15 protein-coding genes are annotated in these 16,313 nt (G+C 61.6%); 11 read left to right on the forward strand and 4 right to left on the reverse strand.

The window, feature by feature from the left end; translation table 11 throughout:
• Nucleotides 1-49 precede the first annotated feature (49 nt).
• Nucleotides 50-355, reverse strand: coding sequence for a c-type cytochrome (locus Q7V46_RS15195; RefSeq protein WP_304914394.1), 306 nt, complete (start codon nt 353-355; stop codon nt 50-52).
• A gap of 122 nt (nt 356-477) precedes the next feature.
• Between Q7V46_RS15195 and Q7V46_RS15200 the strand changes: the two genes are divergently transcribed.
• A complete protein-coding gene (locus tag Q7V46_RS15200) occupies nt 478-717 on the forward strand; it encodes a TIGR04438 family Trp-rich protein (protein WP_304914395.1) in 240 nt (79 codons plus the stop codon).
• 123 nt (nt 718-840) lie between these two features.
• Here Q7V46_RS15200 and ilvD read toward each other — a convergent pair whose 3' ends face one another.
• On the reverse strand, nt 841-2,547 hold the full coding sequence (gene ilvD / locus Q7V46_RS15205) for a dihydroxy-acid dehydratase (protein WP_304914396.1): 1,707 nt from the start codon (nt 2,545-2,547) through the stop codon (nt 841-843).
• 94 nt (nt 2,548-2,641) lie between these two features.
• Between ilvD and Q7V46_RS15210 the strand changes: the two genes are divergently transcribed.
• From Q7V46_RS15210 to Q7V46_RS15240, 7 genes are all read left to right on the forward strand, one after another.
• Nucleotides 2,642-3,607: a LysR family transcriptional regulator gene (locus tag Q7V46_RS15210; RefSeq protein WP_304914397.1), complete on the forward strand. Its 966-nt coding sequence runs from the start codon at nt 2,642-2,644 to the stop codon at nt 3,605-3,607.
• Between the two features lie 5 nt (nt 3,608-3,612).
• Entirely contained in the window at nt 3,613-4,434 is an 822-nt protein-coding gene (gene lgt / locus Q7V46_RS15215; RefSeq protein ID WP_304914398.1) for a prolipoprotein diacylglyceryl transferase, read from the forward strand.
• Nucleotides 4,435-4,524: 90 nt separating this feature from the next.
• The gene (locus Q7V46_RS15220; protein ID WP_304914399.1) at nt 4,525-5,190 is read left to right on the forward strand and encodes a GntR family transcriptional regulator; all 666 of its coding nucleotides are present in this window, start codon (nt 4,525-4,527) and stop codon (nt 5,188-5,190) included.
• Between the two features lie 85 nt (nt 5,191-5,275).
• A complete protein-coding gene (locus Q7V46_RS15225; RefSeq protein ID WP_304914400.1) occupies nt 5,276-6,655 on the forward strand; it encodes a malonyl-CoA decarboxylase in 1,380 nt (459 codons plus the stop codon).
• Between the two features lie 39 nt (nt 6,656-6,694).
• Entirely contained in the window at nt 6,695-7,681 is a 987-nt protein-coding gene (locus tag Q7V46_RS15230) for a tripartite tricarboxylate transporter substrate binding protein (RefSeq protein ID WP_304914401.1), read from the forward strand.
• Nucleotides 7,681-8,457: an enoyl-CoA hydratase/isomerase family protein gene (locus tag Q7V46_RS15235; RefSeq protein WP_304914402.1), complete on the forward strand. Its 777-nt coding sequence runs from the start codon at nt 7,681-7,683 to the stop codon at nt 8,455-8,457. The genes Q7V46_RS15230 and Q7V46_RS15235 overlap by 1 nt, the downstream gene beginning before the upstream one ends.
• A gap of 33 nt (nt 8,458-8,490) precedes the next feature.
• Nucleotides 8,491-10,047 (forward strand): malonyl-CoA synthase, encoded by a 1,557-nt coding sequence (locus tag Q7V46_RS15240; RefSeq protein ID WP_304914403.1) that lies wholly within the window; start codon nt 8,491-8,493, stop codon nt 10,045-10,047.
• On the opposite strand, the gene Q7V46_RS15245 is transcribed toward Q7V46_RS15240, so the two are convergent.
• Together Q7V46_RS15245 and Q7V46_RS15250 are read right to left on the reverse strand one after the other, a co-directional pair.
• Entirely contained in the window at nt 10,037-11,419 is a 1,383-nt protein-coding gene (locus tag Q7V46_RS15245; protein WP_304914404.1) for an MATE family efflux transporter, read from the reverse strand. The two genes, Q7V46_RS15240 and Q7V46_RS15245, sit on opposite strands and share 11 nt — an antisense overlap.
• 79 nt (nt 11,420-11,498) lie before the next feature.
• Complete coding sequence (locus tag Q7V46_RS15250; protein ID WP_304914405.1) at nt 11,499-11,942, reverse strand: universal stress protein; 444 nt, start codon at nt 11,940-11,942, stop codon at nt 11,499-11,501.
• 351 nt (nt 11,943-12,293) lie between these two features.
• On the opposite strand from Q7V46_RS15250, the gene Q7V46_RS15255 reads away from it, so the two are divergent.
• The 3 genes from Q7V46_RS15255 to ccoN all read left to right on the forward strand — a co-directional run bounded on the left by Q7V46_RS15255 (nt 12,294) and on the right by ccoN (nt 16,308).
• Nucleotides 12,294-14,627, forward strand: coding sequence for a cation-translocating P-type ATPase (locus tag Q7V46_RS15255; RefSeq protein WP_304914406.1), 2,334 nt, complete (start codon nt 12,294-12,296; stop codon nt 14,625-14,627).
• Nucleotides 14,628-14,655: 28 nt separating this feature from the next.
• Nucleotides 14,656-14,793, forward strand: coding sequence for a cbb3-type cytochrome oxidase assembly protein CcoS (ccoS, locus tag Q7V46_RS15260; protein ID WP_304914407.1), 138 nt, complete (start codon nt 14,656-14,658; stop codon nt 14,791-14,793).
• A 69-nt stretch (nt 14,794-14,862) separates the two neighbouring features.
• A complete protein-coding gene (gene ccoN / locus Q7V46_RS15265; protein WP_304914408.1) occupies nt 14,863-16,308 on the forward strand; it encodes a cytochrome-c oxidase, cbb3-type subunit I in 1,446 nt (481 codons plus the stop codon).
• Nucleotides 16,309-16,313 lie beyond the last annotated feature (5 nt).

The raw sequence follows: 16,313 nt of genomic DNA on the forward strand, positions 1-16,313 counted from the left end.
GCCAACAAAAAACCCGCTGCTGCGGGTTTTTTGTTGAGTCTGTCCTGGCTTACTTGTGTGACATGACCCAAGCGGCAAGTATTTTTGCTTCAGCTTCGCTGACCTGAGGATTGGCGGGCATGGGAATGGCGCCCCATACGCCTGAACCACCTTTGATGATTTTTACAGCGAGGGCATCCACCGCTTTGGCGTCAGCCCCGTATTTTTGGGCCACGTCTTTGTACGACGGCCCCACCAGCTTCTTGTCCACTGCGTGGCAGGCCATGCAGTTCTTGCTCTTGGCCAGCGCTGCGTCGGCCAGGGCAGTTGCGGAAAAAGCGGTCAGGGCGGCCATAATCAGGAGAGCGCGTTTCATGGTGGTGTCCTTACGGTTGTTTGGAATGCTCGTCTGGTCTGGATTCTAGCGATCGGAACGCCGTTGAAACGCCCGCTTACAGTTTCTTGCCGGGCTTTATCGGACCTTTACCGGAGGGTGTGATGTATTTACTGATATTGGGCATCGGCCTGATGCTGCTGAAGTATTTCGAGATCGGCTTCGTGGCCGAACTCTCGTGGTTGTGGGTGCTGGCGCCATTTGGACTGGCCGTGGCGTGGTGGGCCTGGGCCGATACGAGTGGCTACACCAAGCGCAAGGCCATGGAAAAGATGGACCAGAAAAAAAAGGACCGCCTGGAAAAGCAGCGAGCCGCTCTGGGCATCAAGCCCAGGCGTCGCTGATGTCAGGAGCCTGAACACGTTCTTGCTCCTTGCAGTTGAGTGCGGCCTCCGGCAAAAAGTTGGGGTGCAGATGGCCTTGGCTCGAAGTCGAGCCGGGCCACGGCACCCCACTTGCGCGATTGCTCAATAGTTGTCCAGCACGGCGCCTTTGCTGGCGCTGGACGCATTGAAGGCAAACTTGGCCTGCACGCCCCGCGTGTAGCGCGGGGCAGGGGCTGTCCATGCTGCACGACGTTTCTCGATTTCCGCCTGAGGCACGTTGAGCTCCAGCAATAGCCGATGCGCGTCGATGGTGATGCTGTCGCCTTCATTCACAAAGGCGATCGTGCCGCCCGCTGCGGCTTCTGGTGCCACGTGGCCCACCACCATGCCCCATGTCCCACCGCTGAAGCGACCGTCGGTGATCAGGCCGACGCTTTCACCCAGACCGGCGCCGATCAGTGCACCGGTAGGCGCGAGCATCTCTGGCATGCCCGGACCGCCTTTCGGACCCAGGTAGCGCAACACCATCACGTCGCCGGCCTTGATCTTGCCATCGAGGATGGCCTGCAGTGCAGACTGCTCGTCGTCGAACACCCGCGCCGGGCCGGTCATCACCGGGTTCTTCAGGCCGGTGATCTTGGCCACAGCGCCTTCAGGACTGAGGTTGCCTTTCAGAATCGCCAGATGGCCGTGTTCGTACATGGGCTTGTCTAAGGGGCGGATCACGTCCTGGTCGGCGCGCGGTGCATCGGGCACGTCTTTCAGCACTTCCGCGATGGTCTGACCGCTGATGGTCAGGCAGTCACCGTGCAGCAGTCCGGCGTTGAGCAGCACCTTCATGACCTGTGGAATGCCGCCCGCTTTGTGCAGGTCGACCGCGAGGTACTTGCCGCTGGGCTTCAGGTCGCACAGCACGGGTGTCTTCTGGCGCACGCGCTCGAAGTCGTCGATGGTCCATTCGACTTCCGCCGCGTGAGCAATGGCAAGGAAGTGCAACACCGCATTGGTCGATCCACCGGTGGCCATGATCACTGCCACAGCATTTTCAATCGCCTTCTTGGTCACGATGTCACGCGGCTTGATGTCCTTCTTGATGGCTTCGATCAGCACCTTGGCCGACTCCTTGGCCGAGTTCATCTTTTCGTCGTGTGGATTGGCCATGGTGGACGAGTAAGGCAGCGAAATGCCCAGCGCCTCGAACGCACTCGACATGGTGTTGGCGGTGTACATGCCACCGCAAGAGCCGGTGCCGGGGATGGCCCGCATTTCGATCTCGCGCAGGTCTGCATCACTCAGATTGCCGGCCGCGTTCTGCCCCACAGCCTCGAACACGCTCACGATGTTCAGATCCTGGCCCTTCCAGTGTCCTGGCAGGATCGTGCCGCCATAGACATAGATGGCGGGCACATTGGCGCGCAGCATGCCCATCAGGCCACCGGGCATGTTCTTGTCGCAGCCTCCAACCACCAGCACGCCGTCCATCCACTGGCCACCAACGCAGGTTTCAATGCAGTCCGAAATCACCTCGCGGCTGACCAGCGAGTACTTCATGCCTTCGGTACCCATGGCCATGCCGTCGGAGATGGTGGGGGTGCCGAAGACCTGTGCGTTGCCTCCGGCTTCTTCAATGCCGGCGATGGCCGCATCGGCCAGCTTCTGCAAGCCGGAGTTGCAGGGGGTGATGGTGCTGTGGCCGTTGGCCACGCCCACCATCGGCTTGACGAAGTCACCTTCCTCGTAGCCCATGGCGTAGTACATGGAACGGTTGGGCGCGCGGTATTTGCCTTGGGTGATATGAGCACTGCGGCTGTTGATGGGCTTGATCGGAATGGTTTTGCTGTCGGCCATGGTGTTGTCTCGGGGAAGGGAAAAGTAGGCAGTATGCGACACGGGCAGTTCGATTTCCAATAGTTTCGGTCGCTGAGTTTGATACGCTCGGTGAATGAATGATCCATCCAGGTCACTGCGCATTGAATTGCGCCAGTGGCGCCAGTTTGTCGCGCTGGCCGAGGAACTCCACTTCGGCAGGGCAGCGGCGCGCCTGCACATGACCCAGCCACCGCTGACCCAGGCCATCGCTGGCCTGGAGGTAGCGCTGGGCGTGCGCCTTTTCGAACGCACCCGGCGCAGCGTGCAGATCACGCCAGCTGGTGCGGCATTGTTGCCCGAGGTCCGCGAGATGCTGGCACGCGCGCAGGCGCTACCTGAACTGGCCCGCGCCGCTGCGGCTGGCGAGTTGGGAAGACTAAGGCTGGCGTTTGTTTCCACCGTGGGATTTGATCTGTTGCCGCGGTGGGTGCGGGCGTTTCGGGGACATTGGCCGCAGATCGCGCTGGAATTGATCGAGGCCACGGGCGATGTGCAACTGGACCTCCTGGCGCGCGGTGAGGTGGACGCCGGTTTCCTCTTGCATTCACCGGGCTTTGTCGCTGCCGGGCTCACACAGACGCGCATCGCCAGTGAGCCGTTGGTGGTGGCATTGCCGGAATCCCATGCCCTTGCGATGTCTGAACGACCGCCGCTCAAGAGTCTGTTGACCGAGCCGCTGGTGATCTTTCCCCGGCGCATTCTTCCTTCGCTGTATGACACCGTGTTTGCTCTGTACAACGCTGCAGGGCGAGTGCCGCAGGTGGCGCAGGAAGCCATCCAGATGCAGACCATCGTGAATCTGGTATCCGCTGGCCTTGGCGTGGCATGGGTTCCGCAGAGCGTGCGACAGTTTCAACGGCCCGGGATCGTGTACCGGCCTGTGGGATGGCCCAAGGGCAGGGTAGTGCCTGCCTGTGAAACCAGTCTGGTGTGGCGCCCGGATGTGGTGAGCCCGGCGCTGAACCATTTCCTGCACTTCGCCCGCGAGCAAGCTGTCACGGGGTTGCCCTCTGGCGCTCATGTTCAAAAGGCACAATAGGCCACATGCTTCAACACCCGCAAATCGATCCCGTGGCCCTGCAACTCGGTCCGCTGGCCATCCACTGGTACGGTCTGACCTATCTCGCGGCCTTCGGCCTGTTCATGTGGCTGGGCCATCTGCGCTTGCGGCATCCTGCTTTTGCTGGTGCCGGTCTTGCTCAGCCTTGGGCCAAGCGAGACGTTGAAGACATTTTGTTCCTGGGCGTACTGGGTGTGGTGGCCGGTGGCCGCCTGGGCTATTGCCTGTTCTACAAGCCCGCCTATTACCTTCAGAACCCGCTGGAGATCTTTGCCGTATGGGAAGGGGGCATGAGTTTTCATGGCGGCATGCTGGGCGTGGCAGTGGCCATGGTGTGGTTTGCGCACAGCCGCAAGCGTCCGTTTCTTCACGTGATGGATTTTGTGGCTCCCTGTGTACCTACGGGGCTCGCCGCCGGTCGACTGGGCAACTTCATCAACGGCGAACTGTGGGGGCGGGTGTCCGATCCTTCGCTGCCCTGGGGCATGGTATTTCGGGGTGCAGGTGACCTGCCCAGGCATCCTTCGCAGGTATATCAGTTCCTGTTGGAAGGTGTTTTGCTGTTCTTGTTGCTGTGGATCTACGCGAGGAAGAGGCATGCCACTGGCCAGGTGACAGCTGCATTTCTCTTTGGCTACGGCGTTTTCCGGTTCATTGCAGAGTATTTCCGCGAACCCGATGCACATCTCGGTCTGCTTTCGCTCGGAATGAGCATGGGGCAATGGCTTTGCGTGCCGATGGTGCTGGGCGGGGTGGGCCTTTGGGTCTGGGCAGGGCGACGCAACACCATTGCTGAAAACGGGTAGAAACCCTCAGGCGAAGGCCTTGCGTCACCACGTCGTGATGCTCATAATTACCTGTAATTACAGAGCCTTCATTCGACACACCTGATCGACATGCGCGTTGTTTCCAATTCTCTCCACGATGAAGTCGCCGCGCAGTTGCGCGACCTGATCTTTTCGGGGGACCTGTTGCCAGGCGCATTCGTGGATGAAGTGGCAATCGCTGAGCGGCTGGACATATCGCGCACACCTCTTCGGGAGGCACTCAAGGTGCTGGCGGCTGAGGGTCTGGTCCGCCACGAACAGCGCAGGGGCTGCTTTGTCAATCAGGTCACCGAGCAGGATCTGGACGACATTTTCCCCGTCATTGCACTGCTGGAAGGGCGGTGTGCGTACGAGGCGGCGCGGAACGCCACCGAGGCCGATCTGGCGGCGCTGGAAACGCTTCACGAACGGCTCAACAAACACGCCAGCGCTGGACGCATCACGTTGTATTACGAGGTCAACTTCACCATCCACGAAGCCATCATCACCCTGGCCAACAACCGATGGCTGGCCCAGGCGATAGCCGATCTGCGCAAGATTCTCAAGCTGGCTCGGCTTCAGCAGCTCCATGCGCCCGGCCGGTTGCAGCAAAGCCTGTCCGAACACATGGCGGTGTTTGCGGCGCTGAAGGCACGTGACCCGGAAGGTGCAGAAGCCGCCATGAGGACACATCTGACAAGGCAGCGCGAGGCCCTGCGGGAACTCGCGCGCGGTGGTCTATCGAAACTGGCATGAACGGGAAGCCAGGGCGCTCACTCACCGATTGCCGCTGGGCTGCCAGCGGTTTTGGCAGCATGCCGGTAATTCAGGGAGACACGCGATGAACACATCCGACTGGATCACCAAGGGGGTGTCGATCCTGCGCACCGGGTCGCTGAAGGGCGGGCCTGAAACCTCAGAGGCTCCTTCGAAGTCCAGCCGCAGTGCCGCGCGATCGACACGGGACCGCCTCAAGGCCACGCTTCGGCGAGATGAAGAAGCCCTTTCCCCGCGCGTGTTGCGGCGCACCTTGCTGGAGTTGCGGTCGATCGTCGACCCCAAGGTGAGTGAGGTCGAGGGCGGGCGCCGCGCACGTGGGGTGGCGGGCTGGTACGCCAGCGCCACACCAGAGCAGCGCCATGACATGTGGCTGCTGATGAGTGAACAGTTTGTGGCCGACCCCCTGAAAGTAAAGGCAGCACAGGCCCAGTACACGGCCGCGGTGGGCACGCCCGATGAAGCGGCGGCCGAGGTGAACTACCGCAGGGCCACGGTGTCGCCCCGACGGCGGCTGCTGCAGCGGTTCAGCGTCAATCCGGAGGGCATTCGCTTTCTGGTCGATATGCGGGCAGAAATGCAGCCCCGCCTGAAAGCGGACCGGCGGCTGTTGGCGCTGGACGTTGAGATGGAGTACATGTTTTCGACCTGGTTCGACGTGGGGTTTCTTGACCTGCGCCGCATCAGTTGGGATTCACCCGCGTCCCTGATTGAAAAACTGATCAAGTACGAGGCCGTGCACGACATCCGTGGATGGGCCGACGTCAAGAATCGGCTCGATTCAGACCGCCGCTGTTACGGTTTTTTTCATCCCAGGCTGCCAGACGAACCGCTGATCTTCGTCGAGGTGGCGCTCATGGACGACATGGCGACCTGCATCACGCCGTTGCTCGACGAGTCGGCCGCGCCGGCCAATCTGTCCAAGGCCACCCACGCCATCTTTTATTCGATCAGCAACACGCAGACCGGTCTCAAGGGCGTGAGCTTTGGTGACTCGCTGATCAAACGCGTGGTCGACACTTTGAAGGATGAGTTTCCCAAGCTGAAGACGTTTGTAACCCTGTCACCCATTCCAGGCCTGCGGCCCTGGCTGTCCAAGCATGCGTCGCCCGACTTGCTCAAGGCATGGGAGCAGACGTTGGAGCTGCCCGCAAGCGCCCCGGAACGCGCGGCTTTGCTGGGTCTGGCCGCCCAGTACCTGGCATCCGAAATGCGTGATGGCAAGCCGCTGGACCCCGTGGCCCGTTTTCATCTCGGAAATGGCGCGCGCGTCGAACGAATCAACTGGGCGGGCGATCCGTCTACCAAAGGCATGAAGCAATCGTACGGACTGATGGTGAATTACCTGTACGACCTCAAGCGGCTTGACCGGCACCGGGCTCTCCTGGCGCAGGGCAAAATCCCGACGGCCCCCGCCGTCGGTAAACTGATCCCGGCCCCCTGAGGGCTGGCGAATGGCATCGACAACGACAGGAGACAACGCATGACATGTTCCATTACCAGGCGCACGGCCTTGAGCGCAGCCCTTGCGGGGCTGGCCACCCACACCCTACCACTGCACGCGCAGTCCACCTGGCCCACGCGCCCCGTCAACATGATCGTGCCGTTTCCTGCAGGTGGCGGCACCGATGCGTTTGCGCGTCCACTGGCGGTTCAGTTCTCGCGACTGACGGGGCGCCAGCTCGTGATCGACAACAAGGGCGGCGCCGGCGGTACGCTTGGCGCCACCCTGGCCGCACGGGCAACACCCGACGGCTACAACCTGTTCATGGGTGCGGTGCACCACGCCATTGCGCCCAGCATGTATCCCAAACTGGAATACGACCTGGACAAGGACCTTGAACCGCTGATTCTGGTGGCCAGCGTGCCGCAGGTGCTGGTGGTCAACCCGAGCAAGGTGTCTGCGGCGAATTTCGCCGACTTTCTCAAACTCGTTCGCTCCAACCCGGGCAAGCTCAACTACGGATCGGCTGGCAACGGCACATCGCATCACCTGGCCGGCGAGTTGTTCAAGCAGCAGACCCGGACCTTCATCACGCACATTGCCTATCGGGGAGCCGGCCCTGCGCTGCAGGGCTTGATTGCGGGTGATGTGGAGATGATGTTTGACGGCCTCGGGTCTTCGGCTGCCCACATCCAGGGCGGCCGGATCAAGGCCTTGATGGTGTCTGGCGCACAGCGCAACCCGGCTCTGCCCGACGTACCTTGCGCGGCCGAACTGGGTTTGCCCGACTACACCGTGACCACCTGGTACGGCATCTGGGCGCCCAAGGGCTCGCCTGCGGAAGCGAGGGCCAGGGCCATCGAAGAGATCCGCAAGGCCTGTCTGACCGATGAAGCCAAGGCGGTCTGGGGCCGGCAGGGTGCCGCATTCCCGGACCTGAGCGGCGCCCAGTTTGACGCGTTCATCAAGGGCGAAGTGAGCAAGTGGGCCCAGGTGGTGAAAGCTTCCGGCGCCAAGCTGGACTGATGACCGTGGCTGGACAGGTGCACTGCGAGATCGATGGTGCGCTGGCGCGGGTGTGCCTGTTCAACGACGGCAAGTTCAACGCCATGTCGCGAGCCATGTGGCGGTCGTTGCGCGCGATTTTTCTGGACCTCCAAAACCAGCAGGGCCTGCTCTGCGTCACCGTGCGTGGTATGGGCGGGCATTTTTGCGCGGGCGGCGACATTGCGGAGTACCCTGAGTTCCGGTTCAACGAATCGGCACTCCGGGCGTTTCACGAAGATGAGGTCTGGGGCGGGCTCTCTGCGATGCTGGACTGTGACCTGCCCATAGTGGCCTGTATTGAAGGCCACTGCATGGGCGCAGGCATGGAGATCGCCAGCTGTTGCGACATCCGCCTTGCCAGTGCGTCGGCCCGTTTCGGCGCACCCATCGCCCGCCTGGGATTTCCCATGGCGCCGCGCGAAGCGGCCCAGGTGGTGCGCGCTGCGGGCGAACTCACCGCGCGCGAGATGTTGCTGGGTGCAGTCGTGCTGGACGCCGCCGAAATGAAGGGGCGCGGCTTCCTGAACCAGGTGGCACCGCAGGAAGAACTGGTTCATGCTGTCGAACAACGCCTGGAGGGCATGACCAGACTCGCACCCCAGGCCGCTCGCATGAACAAGCAAGCCCTGCGTGCGTTGGCGCGTGGTGACGGAGTTTCAGCAGCTTCTCTGGACAGCTACCGGTATGCAGACAGTGCCGAACATCGTGAAGGCATAGCCGCATTTTTGGCCAAACGACCCCCGCAGTTTGGTTGACTCTCTTCCAACAACATTCGCTTTGCCCCTCTCATGAGCAATCACAACCTGTTTGTCGCCTTGCGCAAGGCATTTCCTTCCGATCTGGATGCCACGGCCGTTGAAACGGTGGGGGGCTCTGTTCCGTCACTCCACTACAGCTGGCGTGATCTGGACCGTGCCACGGCCATGATGGCCAATTTGTTGGTTTCACTGGAGCTTCCGAAGGGCGCCCGCATTGCCGTGCAGGTGGAAAAGTCGGTGGAAGCCCTGATCCTGTATCTGGCCACACTGCGCGCAGGCTACGTTTTTCTTCCGCTCAACACCGCCTACCGCAGCGCCGAGATTGCGTACTTCATCGGCAACGCCGAGCCGGCCGTGGTGGTGTGCAGTCCGGCCAACTTCGGCTGGGTGTCCAAGATCGCTTTCAACGCCGGCACACGGCATGTGTTCACGCTGGACGATGCGCGCCAGGGCAGCTTGTTGCAAAGGGCGGCTCATCACAGTGCAGAGCACACCCCGGCCGTCTGTGCGGCTGATGACCTCGCTGTGATCATCTACACCAGTGGCACCACCGGGCGCAGCAAGGGTGCCATGCTGACGCACGGCAACATCCTGAGCAACGCGCAGGTATTGCGGGAATACTGGTGCTGGAAACCTGATGATGTGTTGATTCATGCGCTGCCCATCTTCCACGTACACGGGTTGTTTGTGGCCATTCACGGTGCCCTCATCAATGGCAGCCCGATGCTTTGGCTCAACAAGTTCGACCCCGCCGAGGTGGTGGCTTTGTTGCCCAGGGCCACCGTATTCATGGGGGTGCCCACGCTTTACGTGCGCATGCTCGCCGAGCCTGGTCTGACGCGCTCGCAGGCTGCCCGTATGCGTTTGTTTGTTTCGGGCTCGGCGCCGCTGCTGATTGAAACGTTCAAGGCCTGGCAGGAGCGGACCGGCCACACCATTCTGGAGCGTTACGGCATGAGCGAGACGGTCATGCTGACCTCGAACCCGTGCGCACCTGACGCTCGCCACGCAGGGCAAAGCGAGCGCCGCGGCGGGACCGTGGGTTTTCCTTTGCCTGGCGTGACATTGAAGGTGGCCGGCGATGCGGGCCAACCCCTGCCCGCAGGGGAGATCGGCAGCATTCAGGTGAAAGGGCCGAATATCTTCAAAGGCTATTGGCGCATGCCCGAGAAAACGGCAGAGGAGTTCACCGTTGACGGATTCTTCAAGACCGGTGACGTGGGGCGCGTGGACGAACGGGGCTATGTGACCATCGTGGGCCGCAGCAAGGACCTCATCATCAGCGGTGGCTACAACGTGTACCCGGCAGAGATTGAAGCGTGCATCAATGACATGCCGGGCGTGGCCGAGAGCGCGGTGGTGGGCGTTCCACACCCGGACTTTGGCGAGGTGGGCGTGGCGGTGGTGACCGCAAAGCCGGGCGTGCAGCTCGACGGTGCTGCGATCATTGCGGCGTTGAAGACCCAGTTGGCCAACTTCAAGATTCCCAAGCACTGCAGTGTGGTGCCAGAGTTGCCACGCAACACCATGGGCAAAGTGCAGAAGAACCTGCTGCGAGACGCCTGGGCGCACCTCTTCACGACCTGATGGTTGCGCTGGCGGACGCTTCCCGTTCGATTCGCTTGAGCACCCGGCGACAGAGCAGAGCGCCCGCCACTCCGAAAACCACCACACCCAGGCCATAGCCTGCCATGACGCCACGCGCCCCGAACCACTGCGAGCCGAGCCAGATAAATGGCACCACCCCCAGAGTGGCGCGGCCCCAGTTCAGCGCGGTGGAATAGAAGGCAAAGCCCAGGTTGTTGAAAGCGGCGTTGGCCACAAACAGGGCACCGTTGAACATGAAGCTGCCCGCGACATACACACAGAAGAAGACGATCAGTTCGCGTGCTTCACCCACGGCACCAAACGCATCGGCAATCCAGCCGCTACCGACGGCCAGCAACAGCCACACGGCCCCCACATAGACCAGCACCACCTTGAGACTGTCGCGCACGGTGGAGCGCAGACGGTCAAATCGCCGTGCGCCCAGGTTCTGACCCAGGATGGGGCCCACCGATCCGGAGAGCGCAAACAATGCCACAAACGCCACCGGAATCAGCCGTCCGATCACGGCCCAGCCAGCCACTGCGTTGTCGCCAAAACCTGCAATCGCGGCGGTGACGAAGGCATTGCCCACGGGGGTGGCAACCTGGGTCAAGACGGCCGGCACCCCAATGGCGAGGAATGGGCGCAATGTGCCGAGCAACACCGGCATGGCAGGCCACACCAGCAAATGGTGCACCCGCACCAGCGCGTGAAGGCCGATGCCTACCATCGTGAAACGGGTCAAGACGGTGGCCACCGCGGCGCCGTCCAAGCCCCAGCCCAACCCGAAGATCAGAATGGGATCGAGCACTGCGCTGATGGCACCAGCCCCCAATGTGACGAACATGGCACGGCGAGCGTCGCCCAGCGAGCGCAGAAGTGCGCCCAGGCACATGCCCAATCCCAATGGAATGGCCGAGGGCAACACGATGCGTGTGAACCGAAGGGCGAGTTGGGCCGTTTCGCCGGTGGCGCCCAGTGCGCCCAGCAAGTACTGGAGGAAAGGGAAGGTGAGCACGACCGCCATGGTCATGAACATCCCCATCAGCAACATGGACGCGCCCGCAAGTTCTTGGGCCTTGTCACGGTCGCCGCGTCCCAGGGCCCGCGAGGTCAATGCGGTGGCCGCAATCGAAAGCCCGATCGCCAGTGAGGTGAGGAAAAACAGCAGCGTACCGGCGTAGCCCACAGCAGCCGCCAGTTCTTTTTGCCCCAGCAGAGAGATGTAGAACAGGTTCAGCACGTCCACGAAGAAAACCGCCGCCAACCCGATCGAGCCGGTGGCGGTCATCGTGATGACGTGCCTGAGTGTGGAACCTGTGACGAACTTTCCGGTTGTCTGAGGCTGTGGCGAGTGGGATGCGGTGCTCATGGGGGCTTGGATGGCCCGCGCACTCTACACCTCAACGGCATGCCGGGTGCGATCCCGGCTATTTCAGAACACCTGCGCCTCAGCGCAGCACGAGCACGGGTGTGTGGGAGTGAGTCAGTACCTGCTGAGTTTCGCTGCCCAGCAGCAGGCGCTTCAACCCACGGCGCCCGTGAGAGGCCATGACGATCAGGTCGCATTTGCTGCGCTTGGCCGTTGAAATGATCGCCTCGGCAATGAGATCGGACTTCACTGTAACGGGCTTGACCTTCACCTCGCGCAGTTGTCCTGCGGACTTCACCGCATTGACAGTCGCCATGGCCTCTTCCTGCCATTGCTTTTCCACACGCGCCACCTCCGCTGCTGCCAGCGCCACGCCGCCTTCAAAGTAGGTTTGAGGGTAACGGGGCACCACCTTCAACGCCACCACGTCGGCACCCGTTAGATCGGCCAGGTTGAGTGCGTGCTCCACCGCGCGCTGTGACAGCTTGGATCCGTCGGTTGCGACCAGAATGCGCTTGTACATGTGTATCTCCTCGATGGTGTTGAAAAGGGTTTGTGCTTGTCGCACCTGCGGGCCGGGTTGTGCACCGTGACGTTTTTGTACGGAACGAAAGGGGAACTTGCAGTGATTTTCCGGCCGATGTCGCGCACGGTCAACGCAGGCACTTGCCATGAACGAATGGCCTGTGGTCCACTGCTTCTGTGACACCGCACGATAACAAGGTTCAACCAGTCGTGGTTGACCTAGGTCAAGCGAGAGGAGCGACCATTGCCTTACGCTCGCAGCATGAACCAGGCCGCCACCTTGCCCCCGGTGGGGTCTCCGACATCTGCCACATCGCGCGCACCCCAACCAACGGGAATTGAAGAGCGCATGAACGAAAGAGCTGGCTGGTTCGGTGAGCACCAGGGGCCGCTGACCGTGACCGACGATTTTGCGGTGCTGGACGACCCGGTTGAACAGAAGGAATTCACCGAGTTCACCGATGAAGACGGTCAGGTCAGGGCCAATTCGGTCCTGATGGTGCAGGGGATGTACTGCGCAGCCTGTGCCGACACGGTCGAGTCTGTGTTGCAGCACATGCCCGGCGTAGAGCGGGCCCATGTGCATGCAGCCACACGCCGTCTCAGTTTGAGATGGGACCCAGCCATCACGCAGATGTCCACCCTGGCCCAGTTCGTCGGGAAGACCGGCTACCGGTTGCTCCCATTGCATCAGGCCTTGTCGATCAGTGAGCGTCTGGCCGAGACCCGGCAGGGACTCTGGCGCTTGTTTGTGGCTGGCTTCTGCATGATGCAGGTCATGATGTATGCGTGGCCTGCCTATGTGACCGAACCGGGCGAGATTCCTGCCGACATTGAGCAATTGCTGCGCTGGGCGAGCTGGATATTGAGCTTGCCGGTGGTGTTCTTCGCCAGCGGCCCGTTCTTTCAGGGCGCCTGGCGTGACCTCAAGCTGGGGCGGGTGGGCATGGACACACCGGTGTCGGTCGGCATTCTCGTGACCTTTCTGGTCAGTTCGGCTGCCACATTTGATCCTGCCGGACCGTGGGGGCAAGAAGTCTGGTTCGACTCATTGACCATGTTCGTGTTCTTCCTTCTCGGAGGCCGCTACCTGGAGTTCAAGGCGCGTGACCGTACAGCCGGCGCACTCGACAGCCTGATGAACCGATTGCCAGAGGCGTGTGATCGGCAGCGCGCCGACGGCAGTTTTGAATCGATTTCGGTGCGCAGGCTGGAACTGGGCAACGTGGTTCGTGTCCAGGCCGGACAGGCATTTCCGGGAGACGGCGAACTTCTGAGCCCTTCTGCTACCGTGGACGAAGCCTTGCTGACTGGCGAGTCGCATCCAGTGACGCGCTCCACGGGTGAGGCTGTGGTGGCGGGTAGTTTCAATCTGGGCGGGCCAGCGCTGGTGCGGGTAAACAAACTGGGGCGCGACACCCGTTTCGCCCAGATTGTGACTTTGATGGAGCAAGCCTCGACCGAGAAGCCCAGGCTTGCCATCCTCGCTGACCGCATCGCCACGCCCTTTCTGCTGCTGGTGATGCTGTCCGCCTTCTTTGCCGGATGGTACTGGTGGCAGATCGATCACACCAAGGCCTTTGCCGTTGCCGTTGCCGTTCTGATCGTGACCTGCCCCTGTGCGCTGGCACTGGCCACGCCCGCTGCCATGCTGGCATCTGCGGGCTCGCTGGCCCGGCGTGGCATTCTGGTGCGGCGATTGCAGGCCTTTGAGGCGTTGGCGGGCATCAATACCGTGCTCTTCGACAAGACCGGTACGCTCACGCATGACCGGCTGGTGTTGCAGGAAGTGCGAACCCGCACCGGTACGACGCGCGAGGAGGCGTTGCAACTGGCAGCGGGGTTGGCCGAATCTTCGTTGCACCCGGTATCGCGTGCGCTTGCATTGGCGGCAAAGACCGAATGCGAAACAGACCTGCCCCGGCCGCAGTGGACCTCGATTTCCGAGACTGCCGGGCATGGGATGCAAGGCATCACCGACGATGGATTCGAAGTGCGCCTGGGATCGTCAGCATTCTGTGGAGTGCAGATTGAACCGGTCAGCGATCAGGAGAGTCCGCGGGCCCACCTCAGCGATCGGACGGGCTGGGTGGCAACGTTCGAATTGCAGGAAGGGCTGCGTTCCGATGCCCGGTCTGCCGTGCAAGCCTTGCGCGACATGGGAATCGGTACCTGGCTGCTTTCAGGCGACAAAGAGGGCGCTGCACGCCTGGTGGGGAAGGCGGTCGGTGTGGACCATGTGATTGCGGGTGCATCGCCGGAGCGCAAGCTGGCCGAAGTGATGGAACTGCAAGCCAGGGGTGTGCGCATTGCCATGGTGGGAGATGGCCTAAATGATGGCCCAGTGCTGGCACGGGCAGATACGTCGTTTGCATTGGGCCATGCCGCCCCTTTGGCGCAAGCGCAGTCCGACTACGTGATCCAGGGAGGGCAGGTGATGGATGTGGTGCGTACACTCCGGCAGGCCAGATCGACCATGCGCACGGTGCGCCAGAACCTGATCTGGGCGGGTGCCTACAACGCGATATCGGTTCCCATGGCGCTGGTCGGTTGGATGCCGCCCTGGCTGGCGGGGCTGGGCATGGCTGCAAGTTCGTTGCTGGTGATTGGCAATGCCTTGCGTCTGGCGCGAAGCACAGGTGCCGGTATTCAACCCGTGCCCGGCATCCCTGAAGCCATCTGATTCTTATCCGTTCAATGAAAGGTTCATCATGGACATTCTGTATTTGCTGATACCGATATCGGTGCTGCTGGTCTTCGTGATCATCGGCATCTTCTGGTGGGCGCTGCAGGGCGGGCAGTTTGACAACATCGAACGAGAAGGCGAGCGCATTCTGGGGGGCGATTGACGTAAGTCAAGTCGGCCCCATGGGTCCGTGAGGACACTTGGCAAAGTGACACAAATGAGGAGTTCCCGAATGTCCGTGACAACAACGACCAGCCAACCGGCGGTCTACAACGACAGTGTGGTTCGGTGGTTTGCCATCGCGTCCGTCATCTACGGCGTGGTGGGCATGCTGGTGGGGGTGATCATCGCGGCCCAGTTGACCTGGCCCGAGCTCAACATGGGCATCGAATGGCTGAGCTACGGCCGTTTGCGCCCGCTTCATACCAACGCGGTGATTTTTGCATTTGGTGGCTGTGTGCTGTTTGCCACCAGCTATTACGTGGTCCAGCGAACCTGCCACACCCGGTTGTTCATGAACAAGCTGGCCTGGTTCACATTCTGGGGCTACAACCTTGTGCTGGTGCTGGCGGTGATCACGCTGCCCCTGGGAATCACCAGCGGTAAGGAATATGCCGAGCTGGAGTGGCCCATCGACATCTTGCTGACCGTGGTCTGGGTGGCCTACGCCATCGTGTTCTTCGGCACAGTGGGTATCCGAAAGGTCCGCCACATCTACGTGGCCAACTGGTTCTTTGGCGCCTACATCATCGCCGTGGCGCTGCTGCACATCGTCAACAGCGCAGCGATTCCGGTCAGCATGACCAAATCCTATTCGGCCTACGCCGGCGTGCAGGATGCCATGGTGCAGTGGTGGTACGGCCACAATGCCGTGGGCTTCTTCCTTACCGCTGCCTTCCTGGGCATGATGTATTACTTCATCCCCAAGCAGGCCGAACGACCGGTGTACTCCTACCGGTTGTCCATCGTGCACTTCTGGGCGCTGATTTTTACCTACATGTGGGCGGGCCCGCACCACTTGCACTACACCGCTCTGCCGGACTGGACGCAGTCTGTCGGCATGGTGTTCTCGCTCATCCTGCTCGCACCCAGCTGGGGCGGCATGATCAACGGCATCATGACCCTCTCGGGTGCCTGGCACAAGCTGCGTGACGATCCCATCCTGCGTTTCCTGATCGTGTCGCTCTCGTTCTACGGCATGTCCACGTTCGAGGGTCCGATGATGTCGATCAAGACCGTCAACGCGCTGTCGCATTACACCGACTGGACCGTGGGCCACGTGCACTCCGGCGCCTTGGGCTGGGTGGGCCTGGTGTCCATGGGATCGCTCTACTACCTGATTCCCCGCCTGTTCGGCCAGAAGAAGATGTATTCGGTGCCCGCCATCGAGCTGCACTTCTGGGTCGCCACCATCGGCATCGTGCTGTACATCGCAGCGATGTGGATTGCCGGCGTGATGCAGGGCCTCATGTGGCGCTCGGTCAACCCCGACGGCAGCCTGACCTACACCTTCGTCGAGTCGGTCAAAGCCACCTTCCCGTTCTATGTGATCCGTCTGCTGGGAGGGGTGCTCTACCTCGGCGGCATGGTGGTCATGCTCTGGAACGTGATCATGACGGCGCGTCAGGGTCGCATCGTTGATGTGCCTGTGGCCTCTGTCAACCCCGCACACGCCTGAGGAGC

This window comes from Hydrogenophaga sp. (assembly GCF_030651625.1).
Classification (GTDB): Bacteria; Pseudomonadota; Gammaproteobacteria; order Burkholderiales; family Burkholderiaceae_C; genus Hydrogenophaga.

What these genes read in the sequence shown, in the direction of transcription:
- Q7V46_RS15240 (WP_304914403.1), top strand. Translation starts at nt 8,491, where the DNA reads ATGAGCAATCACAACCTGTTTGTCGCCTTGCGCAAGGCATTTCCTTCC.
- Q7V46_RS15250 (WP_304914405.1), bottom strand. Translation starts at nt 11,942, where the DNA reads ATGTACAAGCGCATTCTGGTCGCAACCGACGGATCCAAGCTGTCACAG.
- Q7V46_RS15225 (WP_304914400.1), top strand. Translation starts at nt 5,276, where the DNA reads ATGAACACATCCGACTGGATCACCAAGGGGGTGTCGATCCTGCGCACC.
- ccoN (WP_304914408.1), top strand. Translation starts at nt 14,863, where the DNA reads ATGTCCGTGACAACAACGACCAGCCAACCGGCGGTCTACAACGACAGT.
- Q7V46_RS15200 (WP_304914395.1), top strand. Translation starts at nt 478, where the DNA reads ATGTATTTACTGATATTGGGCATCGGCCTGATGCTGCTGAAGTATTTC.
- Q7V46_RS15220 (WP_304914399.1), top strand. Translation starts at nt 4,525, where the DNA reads ATGCGCGTTGTTTCCAATTCTCTCCACGATGAAGTCGCCGCGCAGTTG.
- Q7V46_RS15195 (WP_304914394.1), bottom strand. Translation starts at nt 355, where the DNA reads ATGAAACGCGCTCTCCTGATTATGGCCGCCCTGACCGCTTTTTCCGCA.
- Q7V46_RS15230 (WP_304914401.1), top strand. Translation starts at nt 6,695, where the DNA reads ATGACATGTTCCATTACCAGGCGCACGGCCTTGAGCGCAGCCCTTGCG.
- Q7V46_RS15245 (WP_304914404.1), bottom strand. Translation starts at nt 11,419, where the DNA reads ATGAGCACCGCATCCCACTCGCCACAGCCTCAGACAACCGGAAAGTTC.
- Q7V46_RS15235 (WP_304914402.1), top strand. Translation starts at nt 7,681, where the DNA reads ATGACCGTGGCTGGACAGGTGCACTGCGAGATCGATGGTGCGCTGGCG.
- Q7V46_RS15210 (WP_304914397.1), top strand. Translation starts at nt 2,642, where the DNA reads ATGAATGATCCATCCAGGTCACTGCGCATTGAATTGCGCCAGTGGCGC.
- ccoS (WP_304914407.1), top strand. Translation starts at nt 14,656, where the DNA reads ATGGACATTCTGTATTTGCTGATACCGATATCGGTGCTGCTGGTCTTC.
- lgt (WP_304914398.1), top strand. Translation starts at nt 3,613, where the DNA reads ATGCTTCAACACCCGCAAATCGATCCCGTGGCCCTGCAACTCGGTCCG.
- ilvD (WP_304914396.1), bottom strand. Translation starts at nt 2,547, where the DNA reads ATGGCCGACAGCAAAACCATTCCGATCAAGCCCATCAACAGCCGCAGT.
- Q7V46_RS15255 (WP_304914406.1), top strand. Translation starts at nt 12,294, where the DNA reads ATGAACGAAAGAGCTGGCTGGTTCGGTGAGCACCAGGGGCCGCTGACC.